At 72.0% G+C, this 15,353-nt stretch carries 11 protein-coding genes and 1 tRNA gene; 9 read left to right on the forward strand and 3 right to left on the reverse strand.

The features are described from left to right. Positions 1–96: 96 nt before the first annotated feature. A complete protein-coding gene (locus tag ACZ601_RS20255) occupies positions 97–978 on the reverse strand; it encodes a bifunctional DNA primase/polymerase (RefSeq protein WP_469539770.1) in 882 nt (293 codons plus the stop codon). 313 nt (positions 979–1,291) lie between these two features. On the opposite strand from ACZ601_RS20255, the gene ACZ601_RS20260 reads away from it, so the two are divergent. The 8 genes from ACZ601_RS20260 (at position 1,292) to ACZ601_RS20295 (ending at position 9,501) form a co-directional block, all read left to right on the forward strand. Then, a complete protein-coding gene (locus ACZ601_RS20260) occupies positions 1,292–1,603 on the forward strand; it encodes a hypothetical protein (RefSeq protein ID WP_440577810.1) in 312 nt (103 codons plus the stop codon). Between the two features lie 217 nt (positions 1,604–1,820). Next, positions 1,821–2,996, forward strand: a complete 1,176-nt coding sequence (locus ACZ601_RS20265) for an acyl-CoA dehydrogenase family protein (RefSeq protein WP_469539775.1) — start codon at positions 1,821–1,823, stop codon at positions 2,994–2,996. Continuing rightward, positions 2,996–4,102 (forward strand): bifunctional MaoC family dehydratase N-terminal/OB-fold nucleic acid binding domain-containing protein, encoded by a 1,107-nt coding sequence (locus tag ACZ601_RS20270; RefSeq protein ID WP_469539778.1) that lies wholly within the window; start codon positions 2,996–2,998, stop codon positions 4,100–4,102. Before ACZ601_RS20265 ends, ACZ601_RS20270 begins: the two co-directional genes overlap by 1 nt. A 1-nt stretch (position 4,103) precedes the next feature. Next, entirely contained in the window at positions 4,104–5,138 is a 1,035-nt protein-coding gene (locus ACZ601_RS20275) for an acyl-CoA dehydrogenase family protein (RefSeq protein ID WP_469539781.1), read from the forward strand. Next, positions 5,135–5,530 (forward strand): MaoC family dehydratase, encoded by a 396-nt coding sequence (locus tag ACZ601_RS20280; protein WP_469539783.1) that lies wholly within the window; start codon positions 5,135–5,137, stop codon positions 5,528–5,530. Before ACZ601_RS20275 ends, ACZ601_RS20280 begins: the two co-directional genes overlap by 4 nt. Beyond that, a complete protein-coding gene (locus tag ACZ601_RS20285; protein ID WP_469539786.1) occupies positions 5,527–6,693 on the forward strand; it encodes a lipid-transfer protein in 1,167 nt (388 codons plus the stop codon). The genes ACZ601_RS20280 and ACZ601_RS20285 overlap by 4 nt, the downstream gene beginning before the upstream one ends. A gap of 401 nt (positions 6,694–7,094) precedes the next feature. After that, positions 7,095–7,646, forward strand: coding sequence for a SigE family RNA polymerase sigma factor (locus ACZ601_RS20290; RefSeq protein WP_440577812.1), 552 nt, complete (start codon positions 7,095–7,097; stop codon positions 7,644–7,646). Positions 7,647–7,851: 205 nt separating this feature from the next. Next, the gene (locus ACZ601_RS20295; protein WP_469539788.1) at positions 7,852–9,501 is read left to right on the forward strand and encodes a long-chain fatty acid--CoA ligase; all 1,650 of its coding nucleotides are present in this window, start codon (positions 7,852–7,854) and stop codon (positions 9,499–9,501) included. 112 nt (positions 9,502–9,613) lie between these two features. On the opposite strand, the gene ACZ601_RS20300 is transcribed toward ACZ601_RS20295, so the two are convergent. Then, entirely contained in the window at positions 9,614–14,242 is a 4,629-nt protein-coding gene (locus ACZ601_RS20300; protein WP_469539791.1) for a response regulator, read from the reverse strand. Between the two features lie 213 nt (positions 14,243–14,455). Further along, positions 14,456–14,917: an SSI family serine proteinase inhibitor gene (locus ACZ601_RS20305; protein WP_469539794.1), complete on the reverse strand. Its 462-nt coding sequence runs from the start codon at positions 14,915–14,917 to the stop codon at positions 14,456–14,458. A gap of 224 nt (positions 14,918–15,141) precedes the next feature. Here ACZ601_RS20305 and ACZ601_RS20310 point away from each other — a divergent pair. After that, positions 15,142–15,232 (forward strand) — tRNA-Ser (locus tag ACZ601_RS20310). Positions 15,233–15,353 lie beyond the last annotated feature (121 nt).

A 15,353-nucleotide genomic window follows, 5' to 3' on the forward strand; every position in this document is an offset into this window, starting at 1 on the left:
TCCCCCGTTGGCAGGAGGCCTCGATCGAACGCCTCGTCGTCGACGTATATTGCCAGCCGCGCCGGGCCCCGGCGGGCGTGCTGGGGATGCCCGGATTCAACTCGGGGGTTCGCAGCGGGTCGTGGTGAGGCGGGACGCCGATGCGATGGTCGCGCGGGCCTCGTGTTCGGGCAGGCCGGTGCGGACGGCGGCATCGGTGAGAGCGCTCGCCAGGCTGTCGCCGAAGCCGTGTTCATAGGCGCGGCAGGCGGCCCAGAAGAGCCGGGTGTTGCGCTGGCCCTCGGCTGCCGCGAGGACGAACCGGATCAGTCCCCGGCCCCGGTCGTCGAGGTGGCTGGACCGGCGATGCGTGGGGGCCGGGGGCGTCAGCAGCTGGAGGAGGGCGTCGGGGCAGGGGGCCGGCGGGAGGCTGCCGGTGCCCGGCACGAGCCGGTAGGCGCCGTGGGCGGTGGACGAGCCGGGGCCGACCAGGTAGCCGCCCGTGCCGCGGATGTCGATGCCGGGGGCGAGGCGCCCCGCGGAGTTCGGTACGGCCACTCCCGGCGGTCCGGACAGCCAGATGTGGCGGCCACCGCTGGGAGTGAGCACCGTGACGGTCGGCGGGATGGTGAACAGGTGCTGAAGCGCCAGCTGTTGCAGGGCGGACTCGGAGTCGTTGCGGCCGGTGGTGTCGATGTCGAGGTCGATGCCGATGAGGTGGTGCGGGGCGCGCCCGCACGCGATGCCGTAGCCGCTGGCCCAGGGGGCGGCGGCGAAGAGACCGCGTACGGCGACGGGGTCGGTGGTGGCGTCGTGGACGCCGTGTCCGGGCAGGCCGCAGGCGCCCCGGCAGTGGCTCGGCCGCTCCTCGTCGCGGTGCGGGGAGCGCAGGGCGGGGAGCTTGGAGGCGGACAACGGGATGACGGGTAGCCCGTGTTCGGCCGCGGACAGTGCGTGGGCCAGGGCCAGGGTGAAGGTTCGGCGGTCGCGGATGGCCATGGATCTATTTTCGTACTAACGTTCGAATAAAGGAAGAGGAGGGAGGGGTGGCAGGCGGAGTGCGAGGTGTAGTGGCGGAACGCTTCTTCTCCTGTGGGGCAAGGGTCGTCGGTGCATACGGGACTGACCTGGCAGTTTGGTTCGTCTGGGGGTTTATCCGCTCTTCCTCACGCGTGCGAGGGAATCGAAAAGTGTGGGCGGTTCGCCGGGATGGCGGTGGGCAACCTTGATCTCGCGACGTCGTGACCACCACCCGGGCGGTCGGCCAACTGGCCCGGGGCAGGCCTTACTTTCGGTTCCTGGAGGAATAGACATGGCAAGCATCCGTACCGCTCGTGCCCTCGCCGTTGTTGCCGCTCTGCCCCTCGTCGCCGCGTTCTTCGGCGGTGTGGCCCAGGCCGACAACGGCTCGTTCGCGAACGACGGATCGAACGCGGGTGTGGCCGCTATCAGCGGCAGTGGCGTGGGCGGGGCCAACCTCGGCAATTCGTCCACCTCGCAGCAGCAGGCCATCGGCGACGGGGCGTCGAACCACAGCAACTCCGCGCAGGTGAACGGTTCCGCGTTCACCGCCATCGACCAGTCCAGCCACACCGTCGCGGTGAACTTCACCAATCTCTGGTGATCCGGTACCTGCCGCGTGCCGGGCGGGGGGCCGGGTCGCGGTCGGGGGGAACGGCGGTCCGCGTGGCGTCACTTCGGTGGCGGCGCGCGGGCCGTTCGTCGTTCCGCCGGGTCGAGGGTCGGTGACGGCCCCGCTGTCGGGTGCCTTGACAGGTGAACGGAATCTGACGGACAGTCAGAAACCCTGATCCGCAGGCCCTTCCCGGGAGGCAGCCGCCGTGCATCTGGCCCCTACGGACCGCCAGCTACAGCTGCGCGCCGAACTCCGCACGTACTTCCGTGATGTGATGCCGGAGTCCGGCGACCGGACCGGCCCTGTGGGCGGGAGCCCGGCCGAGCAGCGGCGGCTGCTGCGCCGTATCGGCGCGGACGGAATGCTGGGGCTCGGCTGGCCCGTCGAGTACGGCGGCCAGGGCCGCGGGGCGGACGAGCAGTTCGTGTTCTTCGACGAGGCCTACCGGGCGGGCGCGCCGGTTTCGATGGTCACCCTCAACACGGTGGGCCCCACCCTGATGAAGTACGGGACCGAGGCACAGAAGGGGTACTTTCTGCCTCGGATCCTGGCCGGGGAGATCGTCTTCGCCATCGGCTACAGCGAACCGGAGGCCGGTACCGACCTGGCGGCGCTGCGGACCAGAGCGGTACGGCAGGGTGACTCGTGGGTCATCGACGGTCAGAAGATCTTCACCAGCAACGCGCAGAACGCGGACTGGATCTGGCTCGCCTGCCGCACGGATCCGACGGCGCCCAAGCACCGGGGCATCTCGATCATCCTGGTGCCGACGGACGCGCCCGGCTTCTCCTGGACGCCCATCGAGACCGTCGGCGGGCTGACCACGACCACCACCTACTACGACGGCGTCCAGGTGCCCGCCACCGGTCTGGTCGGCGCGGAGAACGGCGGCTGGGGGCTGATCACCAACCAGCTGAACCACGAACGGGTCGCGCTGGCCGCGATCGGGATGCAGGCCGAGGACTTCTACGATGCGGCGCTCAGCTTCGCCCGTACGCCCGATCCGGTGACCGGTCGGCGTCCGGTTGACGAGCCGTGGATTCGGTCCAGGCTGGCCGAGGCCTATGCCCGGCTGGCGGCAACACGCCTGCTCAACTGGCGTTTGGTGGGGGACGTCGGGGCGGGCGCGCTGGCCCCCGGCGACGCGAGCGGCGTGAAATTCGTGGGAACCGAAAGCGCCGTGGAGGTGTATCGAATGTGCCAGGAAATCACGGGGCACGCCGGAACGATCCGGGGCGGTTCGCCCGGCTCCTTCGGGGACGGGGAGCTGGAACGGATGAACAGGGCGGCACAGATCAACACCTTCGGGGGCGGAGTGAGCGAGGTGCAGCGGGAGATCGTCGCGACGATGCGGCTCGGAATGAAGAGGGGGAAACGGTGATGGAGGGGCAGGACGGGCGGAGCGGGCGGCACGTGCAGGACGTGCGAGATGTACGGGACGGGCAGACCCTGCAGGACGGGCGAGGTGCGGGGGATGTCCCCCATCTGCGGCACGTGGGGGACGAACTGTACGAGCGGCTCAGGGCGTACGAGGGGCGGGCGGCCGCCGTCGCCGGCAGCGGCAAGGATCCGGTCAACGAGCCCATGATCAGGCACTGGTGCGAGGCCATGGGGGATACGAACCCCGCGTACACCGGCCCCGATGCCGTGGCCCCTCCGGCCATGCTGCAGGCGTGGACGATGGGCGGGCTGTCGGGGCACACGGACAGGGGCGAGGCCTACGACGAGCTCTTCGGCCTGCTCGACGAGGCGGGGTACGTCTCGGTGGTCGCGACCGACTGCGAGCAGGAGTATCTGCGGCCGCTGCGGCCCGGAGACCGGATCACCTTCGACGCGGTGATCGAGGCGGTGTCCGAGCGGAAGACGACGAAGCTGGGAACGGGCTACTTCATCACCACGCGTATGAACGTCCGGGTACAGGACGAACCGGCGGGGACGCACCGCTTCCGGATCCTGAAGTACCGCCCCACGGTGAAGGGGAAGGTGGATGGTCCGGCGCCAACGGACAAGGGGACGGCGCGGTCCGGAACAGACAAGGGGACGGCGCCGTCCGGGGAGCGGCGGGCCGGCCGGAGCCTGCGGCCGAGGCCGGTGATCAACCGGGACAATGCCGGGTTCTGGCAGGGCATCTCCGCGCACCGGCTGCTGATCCAGCGCTGCGGGGCCTGCGGCACCCTGCGCTTCCCCTGGCTGCCCGGCTGCAATGCCTGCGGTTCTTCCGAATGGGAGGCGGTCGAGGCATCGGGCGAGGGCACCGTCTTCTCGTACGTGGTGATGCATCACCCGCCGTTCCCCGCGTTCAGCACCTCCGGGGAGGCCGGTCCGTACGCGGTGGCGCTGGTGGAGCTCGCCGAGGGGGTCCGGATGATCAGCAACGTGATCGGGGTGCCGTACGACAAGGTGCGGGTCGGCATGCCGGTCCGCCTCGAATTCCTGCGTACGGACCCAGAGTTGGAACTGCCGGTCTTCCGGGGGAGTGAGGGCTGAGATGGATTTCACACCCACTGAGGAGCAGGCCGCCGCCCAGGGGCTCGCGGCCCGGATCTTCGGTGATCTGTCGACGCACGAGCGTCTGGTCGTGGCCGGTACCGGTACGGACGCCGAGCTGTGGAAGGAGCTCTGTGCGGCCGGACTACCGGGGGCGGTCGAGGAGATCGGACTCCTCGGACTGGTCCTCCTCCTGGAGGAACAGGGCCGCAGAACGGCGCAGGTGCCCTTCGCGTCGACCTGTGTGTACGGGCTCCTCGCCGTCTCCGGACACGGTACGGAGGAACAGCGCGAGCGGCTGCTGCCACGGTTCCGGGACGGCGCGGCGGTGGCGACGGGGGCCTTTCCGGCAGCCGGCTCCGTACGGGCCGGGCCGGAGGGGGGATTGAGCGGCACGGTGCCGCTGGTGCCGTGGCTGAGGGAGGCCAGCCATGTCCTGGTCGCGGCCGCGGACCGGTCGTTGTGGGTCGTCAGGACCGGAGACGCCGGGGTGCTGGCCGAGTCCGTGGAGACCACGGCCCCATGGTCGGCGGGACGGCTCGTGCTCGACGGGGCGCCCGGCGAACCGCTCGGCGGGGCAGGGGCGTACGAGGAGATTCTGGCGACGGCCCGCACAGCGTTCGCGGGACTCCAGGCGGGGGTGTGCGCTGGTGCGGTGGCACGCGCTGTCGAATACACGGGTACACGGGAGCAGTTCGGGCGACCGCTCTCGACCAATCAGGGCGTGCTGCTGCGAGCCGCCGACGCCCATATGGACACCGAGGCGATACGTGTCACGGCGTACGAGGCCGCCTGGCTGCACGACCGGTCGCTGCCCTGTGCGGCGCAGGCGCTGACCGCCGCGTGGTGGGCGTCGGAGGCGGGAAAGCGGGTCGTGCACACGGTGCAGCATCTGCACGGAGGTACGGGCGCCGATCTCGACCACCCCGTGCACCGGCACTTCCTCTGGGGGCGCCAGCTCGACGCCTATCTCGGCTGCGGCAGCGAAGTGCTTCAGGAACTCGGCGGACTGCTCGTGGAGGAGGGATCGCAATGAACGTCGGAGAAGAGCTGGCACCGCTGGAGATCGCGGTGACCCGCACCCTGATCGTGGCGGGTGCAGTCGCCTCCCGCGACTACCAGGACGTGCACCATGACGCGGAGCTGGCCCGGGAGAAGGGGTCTCCGGACATCTTCATGAACATCCTGACGACCAACGGCCTGGTCGGTCGGTACGTCACCGACCACTTCGGGCCCTCGGCAGTGCTCAGGAAGGTCGCCATCAGGCTGGGCGTTCCGAACTACCCCGGGGACACGATGGTGCTGAGCGGCAAGGTGACCGCTCTCGGCAGTGACGGCACGGCCGAGGTGTCGATAGCCGGTGCGAACGGGCTCGGCAGGCATGTCACCGGCACGGTGACCATCAGCGTTGCGGGGGGATCCGCATGAGCGTGCGCAGGGCCGATTCACTCGGCGGACGGGCGGCCGTGGCCGGGATCGGGGCGACCGAGTTCTCCAAGGACTCGGGCCGCAGCGAGCTGAAGCTGGCCGTCGAGGCGGTGCGGGCGGCGCTCGACGACGCGGGGCTGAGCCCTGCCGACGTCGACGGGATGGTCACCTTCACCATGGACACCAGCCCGGAGATCACCGTCGCCCAGGCGGCCGGTATCGGCGAGCTGTCGTTCTTCTCCCGTATCCACTACGGCGGCGGGGCGGCCTGCGCCACGGTCCAGCAGGCGGCGCTCGCCGTCGCCTGCGGGGTGGCCGAGGTGGTCGTCTGCTACCGGGCGTTCAACGAGCGGTCGGGGCGGCGCTTCGGCTCCGGGGTGCAGCAGCGGGAGCCCACCGCGGAGGGCGCGGCGCTCGGCTGGAACCTGCCCTTCGGGCTGCTCACCCCCGCCTCCTGGGTGGCCATGGCGGCTCAGCGGTATCTGCATACGTACGGGCTCACGCCGGAGGCCTTCGGCCATGTCGCGGTCACCGACCGGCGCCATGCCGCGCGCAACCCGGCGGCGTACTTCTACGAGAAGCCGATCACCCTGGCCGAGCATGCCGCGTCCCGGTGGATCGTCGAGCCCCTGCGACTGCTCGACTGCTGCCAGGAGACCGACGGCGGACAGGCGATCGTCGTCACCAGCGCGGAGCGGGCCAGGGACCTGCGGCAGCCACCCGCGGTGATCGTCGCCGCCGCCCAGGGTGCCGGGCGGGCACAGGAGCAGATGACCAGCTTCTACCGTGACGGGCTGACCGGGCTGCCGGAGATGGACGTCGTCGCCCGCCAGCTCTGGCGGAACTCAGGCCTCTCCCCCGCGGACATCGACGTGGCGATCCTGTACGACCACTTCACCCCGTTCGTGCTGATGCAGTTGGAGGAGTTCGGATTCTGCGGACCGGGCGAGGCCGCCGACTTCGTGGCTGCGGACGCGCTGCCCCTGAACACCCATGGCGGCCAGCTGGGGGAGGCGTACCTGCACGGTATGAACGGCATCGCGGAGGCGGTCAGGCAGATCCGTGGCACCTCGGTGAACCAGATATCCGGTGCGACCCGGTCCCTGGTCACGGCCGGAACGGGGGTGCCCACCTCGGGCCTGATCCTGGGCCGGGGGGAGTGAGCGGCGCAGCCGGCCGGGCCGGCGCGGTCCGGGGGGCGCGGTCGGTCGGCCCGGCGGGGGCTGGGGGCGCGGTCTCCGGGGCGACCCTGAGTCCCGCCGTGCGGCCCCTCCACCTACAGGAGGTGGAGGGAGGACCGGCCCTACACCCTGAGGCGGACCCGGTTTCGGGACCTGGGGGCGATCCCCGGGGCGGCGCCCGCTCCTAGCGTGGAGGCATGACCACGCCAGTCTGCACGGACACCTCCAGGGGAGCCGCTGCCAACGCCGGACGCACGCCGCACCACCCGCATGCGCCGCTCGCCGGACACCCGCCGCACGCGTCGACGAACGTATCGCCGTACGTGACGCCACACGCGTCGACGAACGTATCGCCGTACGTGGCGCCGCCCGTATCGCCGTACGTGGCGCGTACGCCGGCTGCCGCGCGCACGCCGTACGGTGCGGGCGCTCCGTACGTCCCGTACGCGTCGTTCACGTCGTTCGTGAAGGCCCGCGGTCCTGTGCTGTTGCGTGCGGCCCGCTCGCTCACCGCGAACCCCAGCGATGCCGAGGACCTGCTGCAGACGGCCCTCACCAAGACGTATGTCGCCTGGGAACGGATCGAGGACCACCGGGCCCTCGACGGCTATGTCCGCCGGGCCCTGCTGAACACCAGGACCTCGCAGTGGCGCAAGCGCAAGGTCGATGAGTTCGCGTGCGACGAGGTGCCCGAGCAGGAGACGGCTCCGGGGCCCGACCCCGCGGAGCAGCAGTCCCTGCACGATGCGATGTGGCGGGCGGTGCTGAAACTCCCCGACCGCCAGCGGGCGATGGTCGTCCTGCGCTACTACGAGGACCTCAGCGAGGCGCAGACGGCCGAGGTGCTGGGAGTCTCCATCGGCACGGTGAAGAGCGCCGTGTCGCGGGCGCTCGGCAAGCTGCGCCAGGACCCGGAGCTGACACCGGTCAGGTGAGGTGCCGGCTCAGGTGAGGTGCCGGCGCCGCCCGGGGGGAACGCACCGGGAGGGACCACCGACGAGGGTGCGGTCATTGCATACGGATGGTGTGATTTTGTCGCACCACACCGATCCGTACGCCCCGGAGTAGTGACATACCGCTCGGTATGTGCGCAGAATCAGCGGAACCTTACTGCCGCGTAGCGCCCACCGGGAGGACGCAGTGCTCAGCACCATGCAGGACGTACCGCTGACTGTCACCCGCATCCTGCACCACGGGATGACCATCCACGGGAAGTCACAGGTAACGACCTGGACCGGAGAGCCCGAGCCGCAGCGGCGCAGTTTCGCCGAGATCGGCCGACGGGCCACCCAGCTCGCCCATGCCCTGCGTGACGAGCTCGGTATCGACGGGGACCAGCGCGTCGCCACACTGATGTGGAACAACGCCGAACACGTGGAGGCGTACCTCGCCATCCCTTCCATGGGCGCTGTGCTCCACACCCTCAACCTGCGGCTCCCCGCCGAACAGCTCGTCTGGATCGTCCAGCACGCCGACGACAAGGTCCTCATCGTCAACGGCTCCGTGCTGCCTCTCCTCGCGCCGCTGCTCCCCCGGCTGACGTCGCTGGAGCACGTGGTCGTGACCGGGCCGGGTGACCGGTCCGTGCTGGACGGTGCCGTGCCCCGGGTGCACGAGTACGAGGAGCTGATCGCAGGCCGGCCCACCAGCTACGACTGGCCCGAGCTGGACGAACGCCAGGCCGCCGCCATGTGCTACACCTCCGGCACCACCGGGGACCCGAAGGGCGTCGTCTACTCCCACCGTTCGGTCTACCTGCACTCCATGCAGGTCAACATGTCCGAGTCGATGGGCCTCACCGACCGGGACACCACCCTGGTGGTCGTCCCCCAGTTCCATGTGAACGCCTGGGGCCTGCCGCACGCGACGTTCATGTCCGGCGTCAACATGCTGATGCCCGACCGCTTCCTCCAGCCCGCCCCGCTCGCCGACATGATCGAGCGCGAGAGGCCGACCCACGCCGCCGCCGTCCCCACCATCTGGCAGGGGCTGCTGGCCGAGGTCACCGCCAACCCCCGCGACCTCACCTCCATGGCCCGCGTCACCATCGGCGGCGCCGCCTGCCCGCCCTCCCTCATGGAGGCGTACGACAAGCTCGGCGTCCGGCTCTGCCACGCCTGGGGCATGACGGAGACCTCGCCGCTCGGCACCATGGCCAACCCGCCCGGCGGGCTGACCGAGGAGCAGGAGTGGCCGTACCGCATCACGCAGGGCCGGTTCCCGGCCGGTGTCGAGGCCCGGCTGGTCGGGCCCGGCGGCGAGCACCTGCCGTGGGACGGCGAGTCGGCCGGTGAGCTGGAGGTACGGGGCGCCTGGATCGCCGGCGCGTACTACGGCGGTGCGGACGGCGAGGCGCTGCGGCCCGAGGACAAGTTCAGCGAGGACGGCTGGCTGAAGACCGGCGACGTCGGCGTGATCAGCGACGACGGCTTCCTCACGCTCACCGACCGCGCCAAGGACGTCATCAAGTCCGGCGGCGAGTGGATCTCCAGTGTCGAGCTGGAGAACGCCCTGATGGGGCACCCGGATGTGGCAGAGGCGGCGGTGGTGGCCGTTCCGGACGAGAAGTGGGGCGAGCGCCCGCTGGCCACCGTCGTCCTCAAGGAGGGCGCGAGCGCCGACTACCTGGCGCTGAAGGCGTTCCTCGCGGAACAGGGCATCGCCAAGTGGCAGCTACCCGAGCGCTGGTCGGTCATCGCGTCCGTACCGAAGACGAGCGTCGGGAAGTTCGACAAGAAGGTGATCCGCAAGCAGTACGCGGCAGGCGAGCTGGACGTCACGCAGCTCTGAGCCCGCGGCCACGCGCCGTGGGGACGACGAGGGCGGTACGGGATCACTCTTCCCGTACCGCCCTCGCCATGTCCGTACCCCTGCGGTCAGCGCCGCCTGGGCCGTACGGCGGTCAGTTCGTGCCGATCTTCGCGAGCAGGTCGACGATGCGGGCCTGCACCTCTTCGCTCGTCGAACGCTCGGCGAGGAAGAGCACGGTCTCGCCCGAGCTCAGTTTCGGCAGGTCGGACCGGCTCATGTCGGCCGAGGTGTAGACGACCAGCGGGGTGCGGTTCAGCTGGCCGTTGGCGCGCAGCCAGTCGACGATCCCGGCCCGGCGGCGGCGTACCTGCATCAGGTCCATCACCACCAGGTTCGGCCGCATCCGGGTCGCGAGCGAGACCGCCTCGCTGTCCGTGGCGGCGCAGGCGACCTGCATGCCCCGGCGCTCCAGCGTCTGCGTCAGCGCGTCCGCGATGTCCTCGTGCTCCTCGATCAGGAGGACCCGGGGCGGGTGCTGCTCGCTGTCGCGCGGGGCGAGCGCCTTCAGGAGCACGGCCGGGTCGGCGCCGTACGCCGCCTCCCGCGAGGCCTGCCCCAGACCGGCCGTCACCAGCACCGGCACCTCGGCGGCCACCGCTGCCTGGCGCAGTGACTGGAGTGCCTTACGGGTGATGGGACCGGTCAGCGGGTCCACGAAGAGCGCGGCGGGGAACGCCGCGATCTGCGCGTCGACCTCCTCGCGCGAGTGCACGATCACCGGCCGGTAGCCGCGGTCGCTCAGTGCCTGCTGGGTGGACACATCGGGCGCCGGCCAGACGAGCAGCCGACGCGGGTTGTCCAGCGGTTCCGGAGGCAGCTCGTCGTCCACGGGCTGCGGGGAGGGGCGGTTGGCGACCTCGACCGCGCCACCCGGGCCGTCCAGCGGCTCCGGCCCTTCGGCGGCCCCCTCGTCGGGCGCGCCGATGGCGTACGCGCGTCCTGCGGCCGCCTGAGCGGGCAGCAGCGTGCCCGAACCCGAGCCCTGCACCGTGCCGCCCGGGCCACCCGTACCGCCGGGGCCGGGGCCGGCCGCGGCGGGCTGCGGGTTCGCCTGCTGCGGTGCCGCGGCGGCGGGCGCCGACGGGGTAGTCCGGTCGGCCTCGGACGGGTCGCTCTCGGGCGGTGCGGCGAGCTTGCGGCGCCGGCCGGCGCCGCCGAGCGTCTGGTTCTGCTGGTGCGCGATGTGCTGGGCGAACGGCACACCCTGCCCGAGCGTCCGCACGCTGAACGCCCGCCCGTGCGTCGAGTCCGAGGACCCTCCGGGCATCGGCGCCTCGGCCGGCAGGGGCTGCCTCCGCGCGTCCGGCCCGGGTACGAGGGTCCGAGGACGGGTCTCGTCGGGTCCGGGGGGACCGTCGGGACCCATGGGCCCCGTGGGGGCACCGGTACGGCTGCCGCCGGAACCGCGGGCGTTGCCGGCGGCCGTAGCCGCGGCCGTGCCGGTCGTGTGCGTGGTGTGACCTGTGACGGGCCACTCCGCGTCGCTTTCGGGCTGCTCCTCGGAAGCGCCGGAGGCGCCCGGAATCCCGGAGGCGCCCGGAACCCCGGGAGCCGCAGGAGCAGCCGGGCCCTGGCCGGGGACCTGGCCCTGGCCGGGGACCTGGCCCTGTGCCTGGGCCGGTAGGCCGTCCTGCTCCCAGTCACCGTCCTGCTCCCAGCCATGGCCAGGTGCGACGGACGGCGCCGGCTGTGCGGTCGGGGCAGCGGGTGCGACTGGAACACCCGGGACACCCGGGACAGCCTGGGCTGCTGCTGCGTCGGCCGCGTTCGCGTCGGCCTCGGCGTTCGCGTCGGCGTTCGCGTCCGAGTGCCGGGCTCGGCGGCGTCCGGTCGGGAGCGGGTGGGGCTGCGGCGGGGTGTGGTCATGGTCCGCCGGACCGGACACGGCGTCGTGCTGCCCCGGCAGCGAGGCATCGACGTCGGGAGCCAGTGGCATCCGGTCGGCGGCGGCGGGCGGCAGTGCGAAGGGGACCCGGGGGCCCGTCGGCTCGGCCTGAGCGGCCCGGTCCTGTGCGGCGGAGAGCGCGCGCCGGGCCCGTCGCCCGGTCGGCTGCCGGCGCGCGGGTACGGGTGCGGATTCCGGAGCAGGCGGCGCGGGACGGGCCTCCTGCGATGTCGCCCGGCTCCGGGTGGCGTCGTCGAGGTCGGAGTACGCCATGGAACCCTCGGACTCGATGGCGTTCCCCGGTGGCATGGCGGCCGGAAGAGCCAGCCGGCCCGCCCCGCCCTGGTTCTCGCCGCCCCGGCGCGCCCGGTGCCCGCCGGCCGGTACCGGTGCTGGAGCCTCGGCCGGAACGCCCCGCGGCGGCACGGTCTGCCCGCGCTGCGGACGGCCCCCGCCTCCCTGAGCGCCCTCGGCAGCCGTCACCACGGACCCCTCGGACGGGGCCCCCGCCGCAGCGGGCAGCGCCAGGGCCTGCCCCGGTCCCTGCTGCGCGTCGGCGGCCTGAGCGCCGGTCTCCGCCGGACTGGGACGGCCACGCCTGCGCCCGGAGCCGCCGCCACGCTCAGCCGGGCTCAGCCCGTTCGGGTTCGCCCCGCCCTGGTCCACGGCAACCGCACCCGCACCCGCACCCGCATCAGCAACCGCACCCGCATCAGCAGTCGCGGTGCCGGCGGTGTATGGGTCCACTGGCGAGCCCGCCGCCGGATCGACGTAGGGCGCCGCGGACCCGTCCACGCCTTCCTCCACGGGCCGACGCCGGGCCCGTCGCCGGCCGGTCGGCTCGGCCGCCCCGGTGTCCCCGGTCGCCGCTCCGGGCACGCCCACACCCTCGGAATCGCCCACAGGGCTCTCCAGGAAGGCATCGGTGGAGGCCCTGCGCGCCCGGCGCCGCCCCCCGCCGCCCGTGCTCCCCGCAGCCCCGGGAGCCGCCTCAACCTGAGAAACCTCAGGAACCTGCGGAACCTCAAGAGCCCGAGAAACCTGAGGAACCTCCAGCGCCTGCCCCTCCGGAGAAGCCAGGGCCACGGCCGGGTCCATAGCCGGAGCCGGATCCATGACGGGGGCCGGGGCCATGGGAGGCACCACTGCCCCCGAGCCGGCGCCCAGCGGCACTTCGAGCACGTACGCGCTGCCGCTCATGCCCGGCATCTCGTGTGTCTGGAGCACGCCGCCGTGCGCCCGCACGATCCCGCGCACGATCGGCTCGTGCACCGGGTCTCCCCCGGCGAACGGTCCGCGCACCTCGATCCGTACGACGTCACCGCGCTGTGCGGCCGCGACGACGACCGTGGAGTCGACGTAGCCGCCGCCCGGCACCAGCCGGGCCTTGCCGGTCGAGTCGACCCCGGCGACGTCCGCGACGAGGTGTGCGAGCGCGGTCACGAGCCGTCCCGCGTCGACCTCGGCCTCGATCGGCGGGGCGTGCACCGCGAACTGGGCGCGGCCGGGGCCGATCAGCTCGACCGCCGCGTCGATACCGGCGGTCACCACGCCGTCGAGCAGCACGTTCGTCTTGACGAGCGTCTCCGAGCCGGCGTCCAGACGCTGGTAGCTCAGTACGTTGTCGACGAGCGTCGTCATCCGCGCGTAGCCGGCGGCCAGGTGGTGCAGGATCTGGTTGGCCTCTGGCCACAGCTGGCCCGCGGGGTCGGCGGCCAGCGTGGACAGTTCGCCGCGCAGCTCTTCGAGCGGTCCGCGCAGCGACTCGCCCAGGACGGCGGTCAGCTGGGTGTGACGGGCGGACAGCTCCGCCAGCTGCCCGGCCTGTTCCTGCATCCGGTCGGCCTGCTCCTCCAGCGCGGAGGCGTAGCGCTCGGTCCGGTCGGCCAGCTCGGCCGCGTGCTGTTCCGTCAGCCCGGTGATCTCGGCGGCGTGGTTCGCGGTCAGCTCGGCGACGGCGGCGGTATGACGTGCGGCAAGCTCGCTGACCTCGGCCGAGTGCTGTTCGCCGAGCTCCTCGTACGGCCTGCGGTCGGTGAACGTCATCACCGCGCCGACCAGCTGGTCGCCGTCCCGCACGGGCGCCGTGGTCAGGTCGACCGGTACCTGCGCGCCGCTCTTGGACCACAGGACCTGCCCGCGCACCCGGTGCTTGCGACCCGACCTGAGCGTGTCGGCCAGCGGCGATTCCTCGTACGGGAACGGCTCGCCCTCGGCCCGCGAGTGCAGGATCAGCGGATGCAGCTCCTGGCCGCCGAGGTCGGTGGCGCGGAAGCCGAGGATCTGGGCGGCGGCGGGGTTGACCAGGACGACCCGGCCGTCCGTGTCGGTGCCGACGACGCCCTCGGACGCGGCCCGCAGGATCATCTCGGTCTGCCGCTGCGAGCGGGCCAGCTCGGCCTCTGTGTCGACGGTGCCCGAGAGGTCGCGCACGACGAGCATCAGCAGCTCGTCACCCGTATACGTGCCGTTGTAACTGGTCTGGACGTCGTTGTACGCGGCCTGCCCGTCCTCCAGGCTGGCGCTCGTCACCTCGACGGGGTACTCGTTGCCGTCGGTCCGCCGCGCGGTCATCCGCGTGGGCTTGGTACGGCCCCGCTCGTCCGCAGCCTCCGGCCTCCGCATCGACCCCGGGATCAGCTTGGAGTCGAACTCCGGCAGCAGATCGAGCAGTCCGCGTCCGACGAGCGCGGTGCCCGGCGTCTCGAACATTTCGAGGGCGATGGTGTTGGCGTTGACGACCGTACCGTTGCAGTTGACGAGCAGAAGCCCGTCCGGCAGTGCGTCGAGTATGGCTGCGAGGCGAGCAGCGCCTCGGGATGGCCTGCTGCTCACGACGACGCTTCCTCCCTGATTACTGCACCTTGCCGACAGCGGCCCCATCTTGCCCCTCGGGCCTCAGGCTGTCACTGGAGGAGTCTAAAGGCAGGGGAGGGGCAAGGGGCGGCGGATGAGGGGGAGCTCTCACCAAGGTTCTGTGCACGCGGTGTACGACTCTGGCCCATTACGTGCCCCGCGCGCCCCTCCCGCGCCCTGTGCGGCCGCTGCTCAGCGGACGTTCGGGAGCACCGGACGCAGACTGTTCCAGCGCCCGATCTCGCACCCGTTGGTCCGGTCGAACGCGGCATCGATGCTTCGCCCGCGCCAGCTACCGGTGATCCGTGCGGTGGCGGGTCCGCCGAACTGCTGCGTGCACATCGCGTCCCGGGACACCGGCGAGAACGGATCCGTGCTCTCGCCGGGCAGCTGCGCCAGCCGCTCGCAGGCCTGCTGCGCCACGGGGTGGCTGCCGCGCGCCGGCTCGCACTCCAGCTCGTAGCTGCCATCCGCCTCCGGGTTCCCGGAGCCCGAGACGACCACGGTCAGGTGCGTCGGGCCGTCCGTGCCCTGGAGCACCGGCAGCGACAGCAACGGCCGCGGCAGCGGACCCTCCGAAGCCATGGCGCCGGGCGCGGCGGCGGACAGGACAGCGAGGGACACGCCAGTGGTGAGGGCGAGACGACGCAGCATGCGGGCTCCTGTGGTCGTGCACGTCGGCGTCAGCGGCCGGCGACCGAGAAGAACGGCGGGGGCGGCGCCCCCGCATGACTAACGCTCCGCACGCCACGGGGTTGCGCAACCGCAGGCGCTTTGCCCTCGCGGCCGACTGCCTAGTACCGTAGGCACCGATTGGTGACGCGGCTCGCTGCTGTGACATCATCTGCACGCACCACCCGCGCTCGCGTGGGTGTGCTGGAGGCGTCGCCTAGTCCGGTCTATGGCGCCGCACTGCTAATGCGGTTTGGGTCTTAAAGCCCATCGAGGGTTCAAATCCCTCCGCCTCCGCGTGACACCGAAGCCCCGAGCCACTCGCTCGGGGCTTCGGCCGTATCCGGGCCGGGATCGCCCGGCACAGGCCTGCGCCCCGACGCCGCCGAACGGGTGTTTCCCCAGCTCAGCAGCAGTA

The organism is Streptomyces sp. NPDC104307 (assembly GCF_055584045.1).

Bases quoted from the DNA above. Each gene is read 5' to 3' on its own strand.
- ACZ601_RS20275 (WP_469539781.1), top strand. From the start codon at position 4,104: ATGGATTTCACACCCACTGAGGAGCAGGCCGCCGCCCAGGGGCTCGCG.
- ACZ601_RS20260 (WP_440577810.1), top strand. From the start codon at position 1,292: ATGGCAAGCATCCGTACCGCTCGTGCCCTCGCCGTTGTTGCCGCTCTG.
- ACZ601_RS20305 (WP_469539794.1), bottom strand. From the start codon at position 14,917: ATGCTGCGTCGTCTCGCCCTCACCACTGGCGTGTCCCTCGCTGTCCTG.
- ACZ601_RS20280 (WP_469539783.1), top strand. From the start codon at position 5,135: ATGAACGTCGGAGAAGAGCTGGCACCGCTGGAGATCGCGGTGACCCGC.
- ACZ601_RS20255 (WP_469539770.1), bottom strand. From the start codon at position 978: ATGGCCATCCGCGACCGCCGAACCTTCACCCTGGCCCTGGCCCACGCA.
- ACZ601_RS20270 (WP_469539778.1), top strand. From the start codon at position 2,996: ATGGAGGGGCAGGACGGGCGGAGCGGGCGGCACGTGCAGGACGTGCGA.
- ACZ601_RS20285 (WP_469539786.1), top strand. From the start codon at position 5,527: ATGAGCGTGCGCAGGGCCGATTCACTCGGCGGACGGGCGGCCGTGGCC.